The 17,669-nt window shown below is 61.9% G+C and carries 15 protein-coding genes; 1 reads left to right on the top strand and 14 read right to left on the bottom strand.

Going from position 1 to position 17,669, the window contains the following annotated elements:
• Positions 1 to 170: 170 nt before the first annotated feature.
• The 10 genes from guaD to ACL0K2_RS07675 all read right to left on the bottom strand — a co-directional run bounded on the left by guaD (position 171) and on the right by ACL0K2_RS07675 (position 13,423).
• Entirely contained in the window at positions 171 to 1,478 is a 1,308-nt protein-coding gene (guaD, locus tag ACL0K2_RS07720; RefSeq protein ID WP_413044166.1) for a guanine deaminase, read from the bottom strand.
• Positions 1,479 to 1,601: 123 nt separating this feature from the next.
• Positions 1,602 to 2,450 carry a xanthine dehydrogenase accessory protein XdhC gene (gene xdhC, locus ACL0K2_RS07715; protein WP_413044165.1) on the bottom strand — a complete coding sequence of 283 codons (849 nt, stop codon included), beginning with the start codon at positions 2,448 to 2,450 and terminating at the stop codon, positions 1,602 to 1,604.
• Between the two features lie 113 nt (positions 2,451 to 2,563).
• Positions 2,564 to 4,954 (bottom strand): xanthine dehydrogenase molybdopterin binding subunit, encoded by a 2,391-nt coding sequence (gene xdhB / locus ACL0K2_RS07710; protein WP_413044164.1) that lies wholly within the window; start codon positions 4,952 to 4,954, stop codon positions 2,564 to 2,566.
• Entirely contained in the window at positions 4,947 to 6,386 is a 1,440-nt protein-coding gene (gene xdhA, locus ACL0K2_RS07705; RefSeq protein ID WP_045163254.1) for a xanthine dehydrogenase small subunit, read from the bottom strand. Before xdhA ends, xdhB begins: the two co-directional genes overlap by 8 nt.
• A gap of 300 nt (positions 6,387 to 6,686) precedes the next feature.
• Positions 6,687 to 8,042, bottom strand: coding sequence for an 8-oxoguanine deaminase (locus ACL0K2_RS07700; protein ID WP_413044163.1), 1,356 nt, complete (start codon positions 8,040 to 8,042; stop codon positions 6,687 to 6,689).
• 211 nt (positions 8,043 to 8,253) lie between these two features.
• On the bottom strand, positions 8,254 to 8,955 hold the full coding sequence (locus ACL0K2_RS07695; protein WP_045163252.1) for an ABC transporter ATP-binding protein: 702 nt from the start codon (positions 8,953 to 8,955) through the stop codon (positions 8,254 to 8,256).
• A gap of 2 nt (positions 8,956 to 8,957) precedes the next feature.
• Positions 8,958 to 9,725 carry a high-affinity branched-chain amino acid ABC transporter ATP-binding protein LivG gene (gene livG / locus ACL0K2_RS07690; protein WP_045163251.1) on the bottom strand — a complete coding sequence of 256 codons (768 nt, stop codon included), beginning with the start codon at positions 9,723 to 9,725 and terminating at the stop codon, positions 8,958 to 8,960.
• On the bottom strand, positions 9,722 to 10,978 hold the full coding sequence (locus ACL0K2_RS07685; RefSeq protein ID WP_045163250.1) for a high-affinity branched-chain amino acid ABC transporter permease LivM: 1,257 nt from the start codon (positions 10,976 to 10,978) through the stop codon (positions 9,722 to 9,724). Before ACL0K2_RS07685 ends, livG begins: the two co-directional genes overlap by 4 nt.
• A complete protein-coding gene (gene livH / locus ACL0K2_RS07680; protein ID WP_045163249.1) occupies positions 10,975 to 11,898 on the bottom strand; it encodes a high-affinity branched-chain amino acid ABC transporter permease LivH in 924 nt (307 codons plus the stop codon). Before livH ends, ACL0K2_RS07685 begins: the two co-directional genes overlap by 4 nt.
• Positions 11,899 to 12,304: 406 nt before the next feature.
• On the bottom strand, positions 12,305 to 13,423 hold the full coding sequence (locus tag ACL0K2_RS07675; RefSeq protein WP_045163248.1) for a branched-chain amino acid ABC transporter substrate-binding protein: 1,119 nt from the start codon (positions 13,421 to 13,423) through the stop codon (positions 12,305 to 12,307).
• Between the two features lie 200 nt (positions 13,424 to 13,623).
• Here ACL0K2_RS07675 and ACL0K2_RS07670 point away from each other — a divergent pair, with 200 nt between their 5' ends.
• Positions 13,624 to 13,941, top strand: a complete 318-nt coding sequence (locus ACL0K2_RS07670; protein ID WP_413044162.1) for a DUF2288 domain-containing protein — start codon at positions 13,624 to 13,626, stop codon at positions 13,939 to 13,941.
• Positions 13,942 to 13,947: 6 nt separating this feature from the next.
• On the opposite strand, the gene phnE is transcribed toward ACL0K2_RS07670, so the two are convergent.
• The 4 genes from phnE to ACL0K2_RS07650 form a co-directional block, all read right to left on the bottom strand.
• Positions 13,948 to 14,715, bottom strand: a complete 768-nt coding sequence (phnE, locus tag ACL0K2_RS07665; protein WP_413044161.1) for a phosphonate ABC transporter, permease protein PhnE — start codon at positions 14,713 to 14,715, stop codon at positions 13,948 to 13,950.
• Positions 14,712 to 15,545 carry a PhnE/PtxC family ABC transporter permease gene (locus tag ACL0K2_RS07660; RefSeq protein ID WP_045163245.1) on the bottom strand — a complete coding sequence of 278 codons (834 nt, stop codon included), beginning with the start codon at positions 15,543 to 15,545 and terminating at the stop codon, positions 14,712 to 14,714. The genes phnE and ACL0K2_RS07660 overlap by 4 nt, the downstream gene beginning before the upstream one ends.
• Complete coding sequence (locus ACL0K2_RS07655) at positions 15,539 to 16,372, bottom strand: phosphonate ABC transporter ATP-binding protein (protein ID WP_413044450.1); 834 nt, start codon at positions 16,370 to 16,372, stop codon at positions 15,539 to 15,541. The genes ACL0K2_RS07660 and ACL0K2_RS07655 overlap by 7 nt, the downstream gene beginning before the upstream one ends.
• A gap of 162 nt (positions 16,373 to 16,534) precedes the next feature.
• Positions 16,535 to 17,386 (bottom strand): putative selenate ABC transporter substrate-binding protein, encoded by an 852-nt coding sequence (locus ACL0K2_RS07650; protein ID WP_413044160.1) that lies wholly within the window; start codon positions 17,384 to 17,386, stop codon positions 16,535 to 16,537.
• Between the last annotated feature and the right edge of the window lie 283 nt (positions 17,387 to 17,669).

Genomic DNA, 17,669 nt, shown 5'->3' with positions numbered 1-17,669 from the left:
GCGTCCGTCGAGCCTCTGAGCGACCCGATGGTGTATGTAAAAAGCGACATCCACCCTACGTACGGCTGTGACTCCGAGCCGGGTGGATCACGCTTTATCGATCCACGCGGCCACGCCTGTAGCTTGCGTCGCTGGCGAGACGGTCAATCAGCAAGTCCTGGTACCGCTGTTCACGATGTCTTTCGATGCACCGAAACCCCGGCGGCATAGGTTTCTTTCACCGCACGGTCATCACCCAGAATCATCAGCGCGAAGAGTTTTTCCTGCAGGGTTGTGGCCTGGCTCAGGCGGTACTCGATCAGCGGCGTCGCCTTGTAGTCGAGCACCACGAAGTCGGCCTCCTTGCCCGGCTGCAGGTTGCCGATCCGGTCGTCCAGATAGAGCGCCCGCGCGCCGCCAAGGGTGGCAAGATAGAGTGCCTTGAACGCGTCGAGCTTCTGGCCCTGCAGCTGCAGCACCTTGTACGCCTCGTTGAGGCTGGAGAGCTGCGAGAAGCTGGTGCCGCCGCCGACATCGGTGCCCAGGCCGACGCGCACACCGAAGCCTTCCACCTTGGCCAGATCGAACAGGCCGCTGCCGAGGAACAGGTTGGAGGTCGGACAGAACGACACCGCCGAGCCGGTCTCACCGAGGCGTTTGCACTCGTCGTCGCACAGGTGGATGCCGTGGGCGAACACCGAGCGCGGGCCAATCAGGCCGTGGTGGTCGTAGACGTCCAGATAGCCCTTGCGCTCGGGGAACAGCTCCTTGACCCACTCGACCTCCTGCTTGTTCTCGGAGATGTGGGTGTGCATGTACAGGTCGGGGAATTCGGCGAACAGCTTGCCGGCCAGGGTGAGCTGCTCCGGCGTGCTGGTCGGGGCGAAACGCGGGGTGACGGCGTAATGCAGACGGCCCTTGCCGTGCCAGCGCTCGATCAGCTCGCGGCTGTCGGCGTAGCCGGACTCGGCCGTGTCGGTGAGGAAATCCGGGGCGTTGCGGTCCATCAGCACCTTGCCGGCGATCATGCGTAGGTTGAGCTTTTCCGCCGCTTCGAAGAAGGCGTCCACCGATTGCTTGTGTACTGTGCCGAACACCAGAGCCGTGGTGGTGCCGTTGCGCAGCAACTCGCCGAGGAACAGGTCGGCTTGCTCGCGGGCATGGGCCATGTCGCTAAAGCGGCCTTCATTGGGGAAGGTATAGGTTTCCAGCCAATCCAGCAGCTGTGTGCCGTAGGAGCCGATCACCCCAACCTGCGGGTAGTGGATGTGGGTATCGATGAAGCCGGGGGTGATCAGCGCGTCGGGGTACTCGACCACATCGGTGCCGGCTTTCAGGGTTGGAAGCAGGTCAGCAGAATTGCCGATCTGGACGACCTTTCCATCCTCTACAACCAGCAGGCCGTCTTCGAAATATTCGTGGGATTGCTCGATGCCCACCTCGCGCGGGTCGGCAAGGCAGTGGAGCAGGGCGGCACGGTAGGCTTTTGATTGGGGCATGGTGAGTCTCGGAATCGTTGTATAGAGGTAAGACGTTTGTGTAGGAGGCCTGCTGTCGGCCTGGCCAGTCTATGGCCGGTTCGCCGCGTGACGGGCCTCCCAGAAAGAGAGCGAGGCGCGTGTTCAGCCCGTCTGAGAGCGGCGCGATGCAGGGACAAGCATGGGCACTGGCTTTTCACCGTCGACGGTCTTTTCACCGAAGTTGGCGTTGTAGGTGGCGATCACTTCACCGGCTATGGACACGGCAATTTCGATTGGCAGCTTGCCCTTCACCTCAGCGATGCCCATCGGGCAGCGCATGCGTTGCACCGTTTCCGGTTGGAAGCCGCGGTCGCGCAGACGGTGTTCGAACTTGGCGCGCTTGCTCTTCGAACCGATCAGCCCGTAATAGGTGAAATCGTTACGTTCAAGGATGGCTGCGGTCAGTTCGAGGTCGAGCTGGTGATTGTGGGTCATGACGATGAAGTAGCTGCCCGCAGGCATCTCTGCCACTTCATCGACCACCTCGTCGTTGACCACCTTTTCGACACCCGCCGGGATATGCACAGGGAACTCGCTTTCACGAGAATCGATCCAACGCACCTTGCACGGCAGGCTGGCGAGCAGGGGCACCAATGCGCGGCCGACGTGGCCGGCACCGAACACCGCAATATGCGCCTGCGGTTGGCCCATGGGCTCGAACAGCAGCACGGTAGCGCCGCCGCAGCACTGGCCGAGGCTCGCGCCCAGGGAAAAGCGTTCCAGCCGCGTATCACGCACCCGGTTTTCAAGCATCTCCCGCGCAATCGCCTGTGCCTTGTATTCCAGATGGCCGCCGCCGATGGTGTCGTACAGTCGATCGCGGCTCACCACCATCTTCGAACCGGCATTGCGCGGCGTCGAGCCACGCTCCTCGATGATGGTCACCAGCACGCAGGGTTCGCCTGTGTGTTGCAGTTCGGCGAGGGCGTCGATCCAGGCGGTATTGCTCATGTATATGTCCTTCGTAGTGCGGGTGGCCGCCCCGTGGAAGACCGAGAAACGTCTTCCACCGAAAACATCATGTTGCGTTGAAGGTGGACAAGCAAAGCGTTGTCCACCTTACGTCAGGCTGGTGTAGTTTCCGTTGCCTCGACCGCGACGGCCGTCCGCTTCAACTTGCGCATCTGCTCAACACCCCAGAGCACCCGCTCGGGTGTCGCGGGCGCGTCGATCTTCGGCTGGGCCTTGTAGTCCGCCAGGCTGGCGACCGCATCCTTGATCGCACACCAGACCGAAATCCCAAGCATGAACGGCGGCTCGCCCACGGCCTTGGAGTGGAACACCGTGTCCTCCGGGTTCTTGCGGTTTTCCACCAGCTTGACCCGCAAGTCCAGCGGCATGTCCGCCACCGCCGGGATCTTGTAGCTGGCCGGGCCGTTGGTCATCAGCTTGCCCTTGTCATTCCACACCAGCTCTTCCATGGTCAGCCAGCCCATACCCTGGACGAAGCCGCCTTCCACCTGGCCGATGTCGATGGCCGGGTTCAGCGAAGCGCCGACGTCATGCAGGATGTCGCTGCGCAGCATCTTGTACTCGCCGGTCAGAGTGTCGACGATCACTTCCGAGCAGGCCGCGCCATAGGCGAAGTAGTAGAACGGCCGGCCGCGTGCCTGGCTGCGGTCGTAGTAGATCTTCGGCGTGCGGTAGAAGCCGGTGGACGACAGCGAAACCTGGCCGAAATAGGCCTGCTGGATCAGCTCGTCAAAGGAGACGTACTGGTCGCGAATGCGGACCTGGCCGTTCTTGAATTCCACGTCCTCTTCGGTGACCTGGTAATGCCGCGCGGCGAATTCGATCAGGCGTTGCTTGATGGTCTGCGCCGCGTTTTGCGCGGCCTTGCCGTTGAGGTCGGCGCCGGAGGAGGCCGCTGTCGGCGAGGTGTTGGGCACCTTGTCGGTGTTGGTCGCGGTGATCTGGATGCGGTCGATACCGACCTGGAACACCTCGGCCACCACCTGCGCGACCTTGGTGTTCAGGCCCTGACCCATCTCAGTGCCGCCGTGGTTCAGGTGGATGCTGCCGTCGGTGTAGACGTGCACCAGCGCGCCGGCCTGGTTGAGGAAGCTGGCGGTAAAGCTGATGCCGAACTTCACTGGGGTCAGCGACAGGCCCTTCTTGAGGATCGGGCTCTTGGCGTTGAACGCGCGGATCTCCTCGCGGCGCTTCGCATACTCGCTGCTGGCTTCGAGCTCGGCGGTCATCTCTTCGAGCATGTTGTGCTCGACGGTCTGGTAGTACGGCGTGACGTTGCGCTCGGTCTTGCCGTAGTAGTTGCGCTTGCGCACGTCCAGCGGGTCCTTGCCCAGCTGCCGCGCTACTGCGTCCATGATCTCCTCGATGGCAACCATGCCTTGCGGGCCGCCGAAGCCGCGGTAGGCAGTGTTCGAAGCCAGGTTGGTCTTGCAGCGATGGCCATTGATCGTAGCGTCGTCCAGGTAATAGGCGTTGTCGGAGTGGAACATGGCGCGGTCGACGATGGAGCCGGAAAGGTCCGGTGAGTAGCCGCAGTTACCGGCCAGGTCGATCTCGATACCGTGCAGCAGGCCGTCATCATCGAAGCCGACGTCATACTCGACGTAGAAGGGGTGCCGCTTGCCGGTCATGGTCATGTCTTCCATGCGTGGCAGGCGCATCTTGGTCGGGCGGCCGGTCAGGTGCGCAATCACGGCGCACATGCAGGCGGGACCTGCTGCCTGGGTTTCCTTGCCGCCGAAGCCGCCGCCCATGCGACGCATGTCGATGACGATCTTGTTCATCGAGACGCCGAGCACTTCAGCGACCAGCTTTTGCACCTCGGTAGGGTTCTGCGTAGAGGTGTAGACGATCATGCCGCCGTCCTCGGTCGGCATCACCGAGGAGACCTGGGTTTCCAGATAGAAATGTTCTTGGCCGCCGATATGCAGGCTGCCCTGCAGGCGGCGCGGCGCGGTGGCCAGTGCGCCGGCCGAATCCCCGCGCTTGTGAGTATGACTGTCGAGCACGAAATGCTTCTTGCGCAGTGCGTCGACCACATCGATCACCGGCTCCAGATCTTCGTATTCGATGATCGCGGCCATGGCCGCCTTACGGGCGGTTTCCAGGCTGTCGGCGGCGACGGCGATCACCGGCTGGCCGACGTACTCGACCTTGCCATCGGCCAGCAACGGATCGCCGGGCATGACCGCGCCGATATCCAGCTGACCTGGTACGTCCTTCGATGTAATGGCGATGGCGACGCCCGGCACCTTGTAGCAGGGGCTGGTATCGATGCTGACGATCCGGGCATGGGCGCGGTCGCTCATGCGGGCATACACGTGCAGCTGGTTGGGAAATTCCAGGCGGTCATCGACATAGACCGCCTCGCCGGTGACGTGCTTGGGCGCGCTGTCGTGCTTGACGCTGCGGCCGACGCCGGTGACCAGGTCCTGCGTGAACAGGGCGGCCAGTTCCTCTTGAGATTTGGTTGGCTTATGCATAGCAAGTGACCCTCGTCTCGTACGCCGGCGCTTGTTGTTCGTGGAAGCATTTGCGCAGCAGGTTCTGTGCGACCAGCAGGCGGTATTCGCGGCTGGCACGGAAGTCGGTGAGCGGCGTGAAGTCTTTTTCCAGTGCTTCGCAGGCCTGTTCGATGGTGTCGGCATTGAACGGCGCGCCGATCAGGGCTCGTTCGCAGGCAACCGCGCGCTTCGGAATGGCTGCCATGCCGCCGAAGGCGACGCGGGCATCATCGATAACCCCATCTTCGAGCTTCAGGTCGAAGGCCGCACAGACGGCGGAGATATCATCGTCGAGGCGCTTGGACACCTTGTAGGCGCGGAATACCCGGTTCGCCTGCGCGCGCGGGACGATAATCTTCTCGATGAACTCGCCTTGTTCCCGGGCGGTGACCTTGTAGTCGATGAAGTAGTCCTGCAACAGCAGGGTCCGGCTGTTGCTGCCCTTGCGCAACACCACCTGAGCGCCCAGTGCGATCAAGAGTGGTGGTGAGTCGCCGATAGGCGAAGCGTTACCGATGTTGCCGCCAAGCGTGCCCTGGTTGCGGATCTGCAGCGAAGCGAAGCGGTGCAACAGTTCGCCAAAGTCCGGGTATTCGTTGGCCAACACTTCGTAGCAATCGGTGAGCGGCGTGGCTGCGCCGATCTCGATACCCGTGTCGGTGACCTCGATCTTCTTCATCTCCGCAATATGGCCGACGTAGATCATCACCGGCAGTTCACGGTGGAATTGGGTGACTTCCAGGGCGAGGTCCGTGCCGCCGGCCAGCAGGCGTGCGTCCGGGTTCGCGCCGTAGATCTCCGCCAAGTCGCCCACGGTCAACGGCGATAGGCAGCGCTTGTCGCCACTGTTCAGCTCGGCGGTTTCGCGTGGCTCGATGGCTTTCAGCTGGGCGATGGTTTCGGCTTCGCGCGCATCGAACTGATCCGGCTGCTGGCCGCAGCAGGCCTGCTCGGCGGCTTCCAGGATCGGACGGTAGCCTGTGCAACGGCAGAGGTTGCCGGCCAGCGCTTCGTGGGTGTCGGCCTTGTCGAAACCATCCGCTGATTTCTGCAGGGCGAACAGGCTCATGACGAAGCCTGGCGTGCAGAAGCCGCATTGCGAGCCGTGGCAATCAACCATGGCTTGCTGAACGCTGTGCAATTGGCCCTGATGTTTGAGGTCTTCCACGGTGATCAGCTGTTTGCCATGCAAGGCGGAGACGAAGGTCAGGCAGGAATTGAGCGTGCGGTAGCGCAGGCGATCACCGTCCAGCTCGCCGACCACGACGGTGCAGGCACCGCAGTCGCCGGAGGCGCAGCCTTCTTTGGTGCCTGATTTGCCACGATATTCGCGCAGGTATTCCAGCACGGTGGTATTCGGATCGAGTGTCTGCTCACGGCGCAGTTCTCGATTGAGAAGAAACTGGATCAAGGCGGGCCTCCGGGGAGTTTTTGTTCTGGGCTCTGGTGGGGAAATTAGCCTTATCTGACTTTTCGGTCAACTAATTCCTGACTCAAAAGTCAGTAGAGCCGACAAGCGAGCTTTCCGCAGCAATGTGCATGCCGCTTCGGCTTCTCAGTTCATGCTTTGAGTGTGGCCCAGGTGGGCGGAGATTGCCGTTCGCCTCGATAGGTGTAGTGCGTCGGAGCAGCGATGCTCGCGCCGTAACTGGAATGACTGTTACGGCGCGAGGCATCCCGCTCGTAGGTACCGCTCAGGATGCGCGGCGGGTTAACCCGCTATCAGCGCACGAGCGGCCTGGCTGTGGTCGGCGATCAGGCCGGCGACATCGAGGCCTTCGATCTGGCCATCCATCACGCGCCACTTTCCGCCGATCATTACCCGGTCGGCACGATCGGCGCCGCACAACAGCAACGCCGAAATCGGATCGTGGCTGCCGGAGAAGCGCAGCTCGTCGAGCTTGAACAGTGCCAGGTCGGCCTGCTTGCCGACACTCAGCGCGCCTACATCGTCGCGCCCCAGCAGGCGTGCCGAGCCCCGCGTGGCCCAGCCCAGCACACGCTCCGGCGTGATCTGCTCGGCGCCATAGCGCAAGCGCTGGATGTACAGCGCCTGGCGCGCCTCGAGAATCATGTTGGACGCGTCGTTCGAGGCCGAACCGTCCACGCCCAGGCCGATGGGTGCGCCGGCTGCCTCCAGCGCGACGGTCGGGCAGATGCCCGAAGCCAGGCGCATGTTCGAACTCGGGCAATGGCAAATACCGGTACCCGCTTCGCCAAGCCGGGCGATCTCGTGGTCATTGAAGTGAATGCCGTGGGCCAGCCAGGTACGGTCGGACAACCAGCCGACGCTGTCCAGATAGTCCACGGTGCGCAGGCCGAAGCGTTGCTCGCAGAACGCTTCTTCGTCGAGGGTTTCCGCCAGGTGCGTATGCAGGCGCACATCGTGGTATTCGGCCAGCGCGGCGCTGGCGCGCATGATTTCCGGGGTAACGGAAAAGGGCGAGCAGGGCGCCAGGCCGATCTGAATTTGCGCACCCGCGCCACGCTCGTGATAGGTACTGATCAGCCGCTCGCTGTCGGCCAGAATCGCCTCTGCGGTTTGCACCGTGTGTTGCGGTGGCAAGCCGCCGTCTGCTTCGCCCAGACTCATGGAGCCGCGGGTCAGCATGGCGCGCATGCCGAGTTCGCGTACGGCCTCGATCTGCACGTCGATGGCGTTCTCCAGGCCGCCGGGAAACAGGTAATGGTGATCGGCCGCGGAGGTGCAACCCGAAAGCAGCAGCTCGGCCAGTGCCACCTTGCTGGCCAGCGCCAGCCGGTCCGGAGTCAGGCGTGCCCAGACCGGATAGAGTGTCTTCAGCCAGGGAAACAGCGGTTGGTTGACCACCGGCGCCCAGGCGCGGGTCAGGGTCTGATAGAAGTGGTGATGGGTATTGATCAAGCCAGGCAGCACGGCGTGCTCGCGGGCGTCGAAGGTACTGTCGACAGGAGAAGAGGGTGATTGCCCGGCGGCAAGCAGTTCGACGATGACGCCATTGGCGATCACCAGCCCGCCGGAGGCGTCCTGGTCGTTGGCGGTAAAGATGGTGAGGGGATTCTTGATCCAGATACGGCTGGCAGTCATGGCCGGCTTCTCCTGAGTTGAGTTCAGAATTGCCAGCTCAGTTATGCCCTGTCTGCTGATCCAGGGGCGCGCGACTTAGCTGGGACGCCCAGTCGGACGTCAAGGAAGACACGACGCGAGAGGCACGATAAAGGCTTCGACTTCACTTGTCATCCCCGAACGCGCGCATGAAAAAGCCGGGCAGGTGCCCGGCTTTGTCGGTGCCCTGGTTCTAGCCGCCGAGGTAGGCGTCGCGAACCTTGGGGTTGCTCAGCAGTGCTTCGCCAGTGTCCTGCATGACGATGCGACCGTTTTCCAGCACGTAGCCACGATCGGCCAGCTTCAGCGCCTGGTTGGCGTTCTGCTCGACCAGGAAGATGGTCACGCCGTCTTTGCGCAGCTGTTCGATGATGTCGAAAATCTGCTGGATGATGATCGGCGCCAGGCCCAGCGATGGCTCGTCCAGCAACAACAGCTTGGGCTTGCTCATCAAGGCGCGGGCAATAGCGAGCATCTGCTGCTCGCCGCCGGACATGGTGCCGCCGCGCTGCTGGAAGCGCTCTTTCAAGCGAGGGAATAGCAGCAGGACTTTGTCGAGTTGCTCCTGGAAATCCGCCTTGTTGGTGAAGAAGCCGCCCATGGCGAGGTTTTCCTCGACGGTCAGGCGAGCAAAGATGCGCCGGCCTTCAGGTACCACGGCAATGTCCTTGCGCATGATGTCGCAAGTCTGCTTGCCGACTAGCTCCTCGCCTTCGAAGCGGATGCTGCCTTCGGAAGCCATGGGCGTGCCGCAAAGGGTCATCAACAAGGTCGATTTCCCGGCCCCGTTAGCGCCGATAAGGGTGACGATCTCGCCCTTGCGGACCTCGACGTCGACGTTATGCAGCGCCTGGATCTTGCCGTAAAAGGTGGAGACGTTTTCGAAATACAGCATGGTTACGCCTCTCCCAGATAGGCTTTGATCACATCCGGATTATCGCGGATCTGCTCCGGTGTGCCGTCCGCAAGTGGGCAGCCCTGGTTGATCACGACGATGTGGTCGGAAATGCTCATGACCAGCTTCATGTCATGCTCGATCAGCAGAACCGTCACGTTGTGCTCATCGCGCAACATCCCAATCAGCGCCTTGAGGTCCTCGGTTTCTTTCGGGTTGAGGCCGGCCGCGGGCTCGTCGAGCATGAGAATGCGCGGGCGCGTCATCATGCAGCGGGCAATTTCCAGGCGACGTTGCTGACCATAGGCGAGGGTGCCCGCCGGACGGTTGGCGATATCGGTCAGGTTGACCTGCTCGAGCCAGTGCGCGGCGAAATCCATCGCTTCGTGCTCGCTCTTGCGGAAGGCCTTGGTCTTCAGCAGTCCGGAGAGGAAGTTGGTGTTGAGATGCCTATGCTGCGCGACCAGCAGATTCTCCACCGCCGTCATGTCCTTGAACAGGCGAACGTTCTGAAAAGTACGCACCACGCCCTTGCGCGCGATCTTGTGCCCGGGGAGGCCATGGATCGCCTCGCCATCGAGGAGGATTTCGCCCGAGGTCGGTTGATAGAAACCGGTCAGGCAGTTGAACACGGTGGTCTTGCCGGCGCCGTTGGGGCCGATCATGGAAACCACTTGTTTGTCATGGACGGTCAGCCCCACCCCGTTGACGGCCAGCAGGCCACCGAAACGCATGGTCAGGCCGCTTACTTCGAGAATCGGGCGGCTCATCGCTTCAGCTCCAGGTGGGGACGTTGCATGGGCAGCAAGCCCTGCGGACGCCAGATCATCATCAGCACCATCAGGGCGCCAAACATCAGCATGCGGTACTCGCTGAACTCACGCATCAGCTCGGGCAGCAGGATCATCACGATGGCGGCGAGTATCACCCCCAATTGCGAGCCCATGCCGCCGAGTACCACGATGGCGAGGATGATGGCCGATTCGATGAAGGTGAACGATTCCGGCGACACCAGGCCCTGACGTGCAGCGAAGAAGCTGCCGGCGAAACCGGCGAAGCTTGCACCCAGGGTGAACGCCGTGAGCTTGATCACCGTCGGGTTCATGCCCAGCGCGCGGCAGGCGATTTCGTCTTCGCGCAACGCTTCCCAGGCCCGGCCGATCGGCATGCGCAGCAGACGGTTGATGACGAACAGGGTCAGCAGCACCAGCAGCACGGCGATCAGGTAGAGAAAGATCACCTTGTTGATGGAGCTATAGTCCACGCCGAAGAACTCATGGAAGGTTTGCATGCCCTCGGCTGCGCGGCGGTCGAACGACAGGCCGAACAGGGTGGGTTTGTCGATGCCGCTGATACCGTTCGGGCCTCCTGTCAGGTCGGTCATGTTGCGCAGCAGCAAGCGGATGATCTCACCGAAGCCCAGGGTCACGATGGCCAGATAATCCCCGCGCAGGCGCAGCACCGGGAAGCCCAGGAGAAAACCGAACAACGCAGCCATCAGCCCGGCAATCGGTAGCGCTACCCAGAAGCCGATCCCGTAGTAATGCGAGAGCAGGGCGTAGGTATAGGCACCGACGGCGTAGAACCCGACGTAGCCCAGATCGAGCAGGCCAGCCAGACCCACCACGATGTTCAGGCCCAGGCCGAGCATTACGTAGATCAGGATCAGCGTGGCGATGTCCACCGCACCGCGTGAGCCGAAGAACGGCCAGGCGAGGGCGACCAGGATCAGAGCAATGATGATATAGCGCTGGGTCGACGGTAGTGTCAGGAAGTTGCCTGCACCGGCTGGTATCGTCGGCAGCCTGGGGCTGGCGGCCCACCCGGCTGCGGCGTGATGACGGAACAGCTGCCAGAAGAACATGACCACGGCGCAGGCGGCGATGATCCAGAAAGTCTTGGCGTCGCTTCCGTGAACTTCCAGGCTAATGCCGACGGTAGTGAGCTTCAGGCCGAACACCGGCACCGCGACGGCAACGACCAGCAGCGCGCTGAAAAAGGCAGTACGAAGATTGCGGGTCATACCTTTTCAACCTCCGGACGACCAAGAATGCCGGTCGGGCGGAACAGCAGCACCAGTACCAGCAGGCTGAACGCCACAACGTCCTTGTATTGATCGCCGAAGATGTCGGCACCGAAGGCTTCGGCCACGCCGAGCACCAGGCCACCAAGCATCGCGCCGGGGATACTGCCGATGCCGCCGAGTACTGCAGCGGTAAAGGCCTTGATACCGGCCAGGAAGCCGATATGCGGGTTGATCACCCCGTATTGCATGCTGATCAGCACAGCCGCGATTGCCGCCAGGGCAGCGCCGATGACGAAGGTCAGGGCGATGATGCTGTTGGTGTTGATGCCCAGCAGGTTGGCCATCTTCAGGTCTTCGGCGCAGGCGCGGCAGGCGCGACCCAGGCGTGAGCGGGAGATGAACAGGGTCAGGCCCAACATGGCCAGGATGGTGACCACGAAGATCAGCACCTGCATGTAAGAAATGACGACGCCGTTCATCGCGCTTTCACCCAAAATGAAGTTACCCGGCATCAGGTTGGGAATCGCCTTGTCCTTGGAGTCTTGCGAGAGCAGGACGACGTTCTGCAGGAAAATCGACATCCCGATCGCCGAAATCAGCGGAATCAGTCGATTGCTGCCGCGCAGAGGTCGGTAGGCGACGCGTTCGATGCTATAGCCATAGGCGCTAGTGACGATCATGGCAGCTGCGAACGCACCGATCATGAGGATGGGCAATGAATCGAGCCCCATCATGGTCAGGCCGACAATGGCGATGAAGGTGACATAGGAGCCGATCATGTACACCTCGCCATGGGCGAAGTTGATCATGCCGATGATGCCGTAAACCATGGTGTAACCGATGGCTATCAAGGCGTAGGTGCTGCCGACCGTGAGGCCGTTTATCAGCTGTTGGAAGTAGTGGTAGAGCTCAGGCATTACATTCTCCTGAACACCCGCAGCCCGTGCTGGCAGGCGGCTGAAAAACTGTCTGGGTCGGCTATACATCGTTAAAAACGGTCTCAGCTGCTCATTTAGGGAACCTAAACTGCGTCTCTGAGCCTGTTTCTGCCTTGTATTGCCTGCCTCGCCTACGTTTTTCAGCGACTGCTCGACCGCCAATGCGGACCTGCTTCGAACACGCGGCACGGAGAAATGCAGCGCCAAGGGCTCCGTGCGGATCACGCACATTGCCGACTTCGAGGCGGGCCAGCGCTATGCAGGCACTCGCTTGGATGAAGGTGTTGCGGGGGGCGGCCCAATTGCTTGTGGCCGGGTCAGCCCCGATCAGCTAAAACAAAGCCCACAGCGGATGCCGTGGGCTTCGGTTGGGTTGGTTAACGGATCACTTGGCTTCGGTCTTGGTGCCGTCCTGATGCCATTCGTAAACCACGAAGTTGAAGTCTTTCAGGTCACCCTTCTCGTCGAAGGCGAGGCTGCCGGTCGGTGTATCGAAGGTGTTGCTGCGCAGCGCTTCGGCGACCTTGGCGGTGTCGGTGCTGCCGGCTTTCTCGATACCCTCGGCAATGACCTGGACCGCGGCGTAGGCCGGGAATACGAACGGGCCGCTCGGGTCCTGATTCTTCGCTTTGAACGCGTCGACCAGTTCCTGGTTGCGCGGGTCCTGATCGAAGGATTTCGGCAGGGTCACGTACAGGCCTTCGGAGGCCGGGCCGGCGATGGCCGAAATTTCCTTGTTGCCGACGCCCTCTGGTCCCATGAAGCGCACGTTCAGACCGCGCTCCTTGGCCTGGCGTAGCAACAGGCCGAGTTCCGGGTGATAGCCGCCGTAGTACACGAAGTCGACGCCTGCCTGCTTGAGCTTGGAAATCATCGAGGAGAAGTCCTTGTCGCCGGCATTGATGCCTTCGAACAGGCCGACCTTGACGCCTTTACTTTCCAGGGTCTGCTTCACTGCCGTGGCGATACCTTCGCCGTACTGCTGCTTGTCATGGATGACGGCGACGTTCTTCGGCTTGACATGGTCGGCAATGAAGTTGCCGGCGGTCGGGCCTTGCAGACTGTCCAGGCCGATGGTGCGGAAGATCAGCTCATAGCCGCGCGAGGTGATGTCCGGGCTGGTCGACGCCGCGGTAATCATCAGAATGCCTTCGTCTTCGTAAATATCCGACGCCGGCTGGGTGGAGCTGGAGCACAGGTGGCCGACCACGAAGCTGATTTCGTCATTGACGATCTTGTTGGCGACCGCAACCGCCTGCTTGGGGTCGCACGCGTCGTCATACACGACGCCTTCCAGTTGCTGCCCGCTGACGCCGCCCTTCTTGTTGATCTGCTCGATGGCCATCTGGGCCCCGATGAACTGCATGTCCCCGTACTGCGCAACGGCCCCGGTGACAGGACCGGCCAAACCGATCTTGATAGTGTCGGCGGCAAGCGTATAGCTCGCTGCTCCGGTCAAAGCGATAGCCATGAAAAGTTTGGACAGACGTTGCTTGGTCTTCATATGCGCTCCACTTGCATCATTATTGTTTGAATCCTGCTGGCTGCAGTGTCGTTAAGGGGCAAACGTCCCCAAACGGTACGGCAACTGTACCGGCACAGTGTAGAAGCGTCAGCACCTGTTTGCCCAGTCAGGATTCGATCCATTTGATGGGATTCGCTCGGGCGCTATCATTACGCCCTTTTGGATAACGAGTGAAACCCATGAGCGAAGATCCAAGCACTCTCTATGCCAAGCTGCTGGGCGAAACCGCGCCGATCACCTGGCAGGAATTGCAACCCTTCTTCGCCCGCGGCGCGCTGTTGCGCGTCGCCAGCGACTTCGATCTGATCGAGGCTGCGCAGGCCGTGGCCCAGGATGATCGAGATACAGTAGCCGCATGGCTGGCTAAAGGCTATATGTGCAAGCTCGAGGCCGAACAGGCGCAGGATTGGTTGGCGCGCGATCCCGAATTATGGGCAGTGGTGGTGGCGCCCTGGGTGCTGGTACAGGAAAGGGCAGCGAAACCGAGCTTGCACTGATTCAACTCAGCCACGCACCCATCGCATGCGCGCCCAGCCGCTCAGTGCGTCGACCGCCAGCACCATTAGCAGCATGGCCAGGATGACCGTCGAGGCCTGGGCTTCCTGAAACAGGCTGAGGCTCATGTAGAGCATCTTCCCCAGGCCGCCGGCACCGACGAAACCGAGCACGGCGGCCATGCGGATATTGTTTTCCCAGCGATACAGGGTGTAGGCCATCAGTTGTGGCCACAGCGTAGGCAGGGTGCCGTAACAGAATGCGGCGAGGCGATTGCTGCCGGCAAGGCGCAATGCCTCGGCCGGGGCGTTCGGCGTATTTTCCAGGGCTTCGGCAAATAGTCGCCCCAGTACACCGGCAGTGTGTAATGCCAGTGCAAGGGTCCCGGCATTCGGGCCCAGGCCCGCCGCCAGCACCATCAGCGCCGCCCAGACCAGCTCCGGAACGGCGCGCAGTGCGTTGAGCAGCAGGCGCGAGAAGCCCTTGGCAACCAGACCGAAGCGGCCTGACGCCGGTAGCGCCAGCAATAATCCGAACAGGGCGGCCAGCAGCGTGCCCACTGCCGACATGGCCAGGGTTTCCAGCGCGCCGTAGCCGATCGCCCGCAGATGATCAGGTGACAGATCGGGGTTGAGAAAGCCCGAGGCGTAACGGGCCATCTGTCCCAGGCCGTCACGGCTGAACATTGCGCTGGCCTCGAATTGCAGAAAGGCGAACGAGCCGATCACCGCTGCGATCAACAACAACGGCAGCGCATAGCGCGAAAGCGATCTCACACGAATCTCCGGCGCAGCAGCTGGCTGATCAGATCCGCCACCAGCACCAGTCCCAGAAAAGTGAGCAGCATGCTCGCGACCTCGCCACCGGCGAACATGCGCATCGACAGATCCATCTGCTGGCCCAGCCCACCGGCGCCGACGAAGCCCATGACTACCGAGGCGCGCACAGCGCACTCCCAGCGATAAACGGTATAGGACAGCATTTCGCCTGTCGCTTGCGGCAGCACACCGTAGGCGAACGCCTGTAACCGTGAACTACCGGCACCGACCAGGGCCCGTGTCGGCAGCGGATCGACCGACTCGAAGATTTCCGCATAGACCTTGCCGAGCATGCCGGCATAAGTGATGGCGATGGCCATCACCCCCGCCGTGGGGCCGAGGCCGACCGCGCGGACGAACAGCAAGGCCCAGACGATCTCCGGCACGCTGCGTAGCAGGATCAGCAGTCCGCGCACCGGCCAGCGCACCGCTTGCGCCCAGGGTCGCGGGCGACCGGCGCGGCTGAGTGCCGAGATCGATAGCGCTCGCGTGGCCAGCAAGGCGCAGGGCAGCGCCACGACCAGCGCTAGTGCCATACCGGCAGTGGCGATCGCCAAGGTTTCCAACGTGGCGCGCCCCAGCAGCCGAATAAAGGCTTCGTCGTGTGCGGGCGGCCAGAAACCGGCGAGGAACGCCCCCATGGTTTCGGCATTGCTGCCATCGAACAGCACACCGAGATCGAGCTCGCTCAACGACAGGCCTGGCCACAGCAAGACCAGGGCCAGCAGGGTCACCGCCAGGCGCGGGCCGGCGGCCGGGTCGCGGTGGCCGACGACGGGGTTCAGCATCGCGGAACGTGCAAAGGCTGGTGGGGCAAGGGCAGTGAGGTCTGCGCAGTGTCCAACTGCTCGTTGGCGTACAGCGCCTCCAGTTCGGCTGCTGTCACCTCTGTCGAACGCTTATCGAACAGGACGCGGCCGGCACGAACCCCAATGACTCGCGGGAAATGCTCGAGTGCGAGCTCGACGGCGTGCAGGCTGGCCAGCAAAGTCGCTTGGCGGCGAAGGCTCTCGCGGTTGAGCACGTTCAGCGAATAGGCCGCGAGCACCGGATCCATCGCTGACACCGGTTCGTCGGCGAGGATCAGCTCGGGCTGCTGATAAAGCACGCGGGCGATGCCAACGCGTTGCAGCTGCCCGCCGGACAGTTGATCGCAACGCTCGTAGAGCTTGTCGGCCAGATCCAATCGGCTGAGGGCTTCGGCCGCACCCTGCCTGTCCAGCGGGTAGACCAGGCTGACCAGGCTACGCCCCAGCGACCAGGCGCCCAGGCGCCCTGCCAGCACCGCCGTAATGACACGCTGGCGAGGAGGTAGCGGTGGCGCCTGATGAATCAGCCCGATGCGCTTGCGCAATTTTTGCCGTCCGCTGGCGGACAGCGACCAAGGGAAGCAGCTGAACAACTCGAGATTTCCGTCGCTCGGTTGGATGTGGCTGGCCAAAAGGCGCAACAGAGTGGTCTTGCCGGCTCCGGAAGGGCCGATGATCGCGATGCGCTCACCTTTTGCGATAGCAAGCTCGATGTCCTGCAGCGCCACATGCCCGTTCGCATGACGATGCGTCAGGCCGGTCAATCGCAGGAGTGGCGCGGGAACGGCCGTGTGGCGATCCGGCATAGGTGAAACTGTTGTCGAACGGCTCATCTTGGCTACCTAGGCGCTGCATCAGGCGGATCCGCCGGTGCATCGCCATGAGGGCATTGGCGCGGGGCGGTCGGGCGAAAAGCCGAGCCGTCCACTTCTGGCGGCACCTCGACCGGGGCGGTCGAGGGCGGGAAATTACTTCAACAGGCCTGCGGCGCGGGCAGCTTCCTCGATACCTTCATAATTTTCCGGGCGGGTCTCGATGAAGCGGCTGGCAGCTTGCAAATCGAGAATCTTCTTGTGTTCCGGATTCTCTGGATCCAGCGCGAGGAAAGCGGCTTTGATCTTGGCTACCAGAGCAGGATCGAGATTGCCGCGCACCGTCCAGTTGTAGTCGTAGTAGGGCGGTGTAGTGGAGATCACTCGGACCTTGTCGGTATCGACCTTGCCGGCGGCGACCAGCTTGTCCCATACCGAGGCGTTGAGCACGCCGCCATCTGCCTTGCCGGCTTCGACCCAGGCAGCGGTGGCGTCATGCGCGCCCGAATAGGCGATGCGCTTGAAAAACTGCTCGGGATCGATGCCGTCCCGGATCATGAAATAGCGTGGCATCAGGCTGCCGGACGTCGACGACACGGAGCCAAAGGCGAAGGTCTTGCCCTTGAGGTCCTGCAGCGTTTTCACGTCCGGATTGGCCGTGATGAATTTGCTGGTGAATTTCTCGTCCTGCTCACGTTGCACCAGCGGGATCGCGTCGCCAGTCTTCAGGCGGGTCTGGACAAAGGTGAAGCCACCGAGCCAGGCGAGGTCGAGACGGTCGGCAGCCAGGGATTCGACCACTGCGGCGTAGTCGGAAACCGGGGTGAACTTCACCGGCATGCCCAGTTGTTTTTCGAGATATTTGCCGAGCGGTTCGAACTTGCGGATCAGTTCGGTCGGTGCTTCGTCGGGGATGGCCGATACCCGGAGGGGTTCGGCTGCATGAGCGGTAACAAAAGACAGGGATACGGCAAGGCCGGCAAGGGCTGCCAGGGTTCGCTTCAACATTGTGGTTCTCCGGTTCAATAGCGGAAAAAGCGCGCGGATTATAGAGGTACAGAGGTGCGACGGTGCAAGTCGCATGGCATCGGTGAAGGTTTGAGCGGGTTGTTGGGCTGCATTCTCTTGTGAGCCTTTCGCCCTGTGAGGGGCTTCAGCGTGAGGGCGGTCAGGCGAGACGTCCTGAAGCGTTAAACAAGCCGTGGAAAATGTTTTGTGATTCAGTTCACGGTTAATCTAGAATCGCCGCCTTCATGGAAGATGGCTAATTGCTATGGAAGAGCAACAAGAC

Source organism: Pseudomonas sp. YJ42 (genome assembly GCF_047225135.1).
GTDB lineage: Bacteria > Pseudomonadota > Gammaproteobacteria > Pseudomonadales > Pseudomonadaceae > Stutzerimonas > Stutzerimonas stutzeri_E.
The sequence above is the reverse complement of the archived record's forward strand: the minus strand, read 5'-3'. Positions and strand labels throughout refer to the sequence as shown.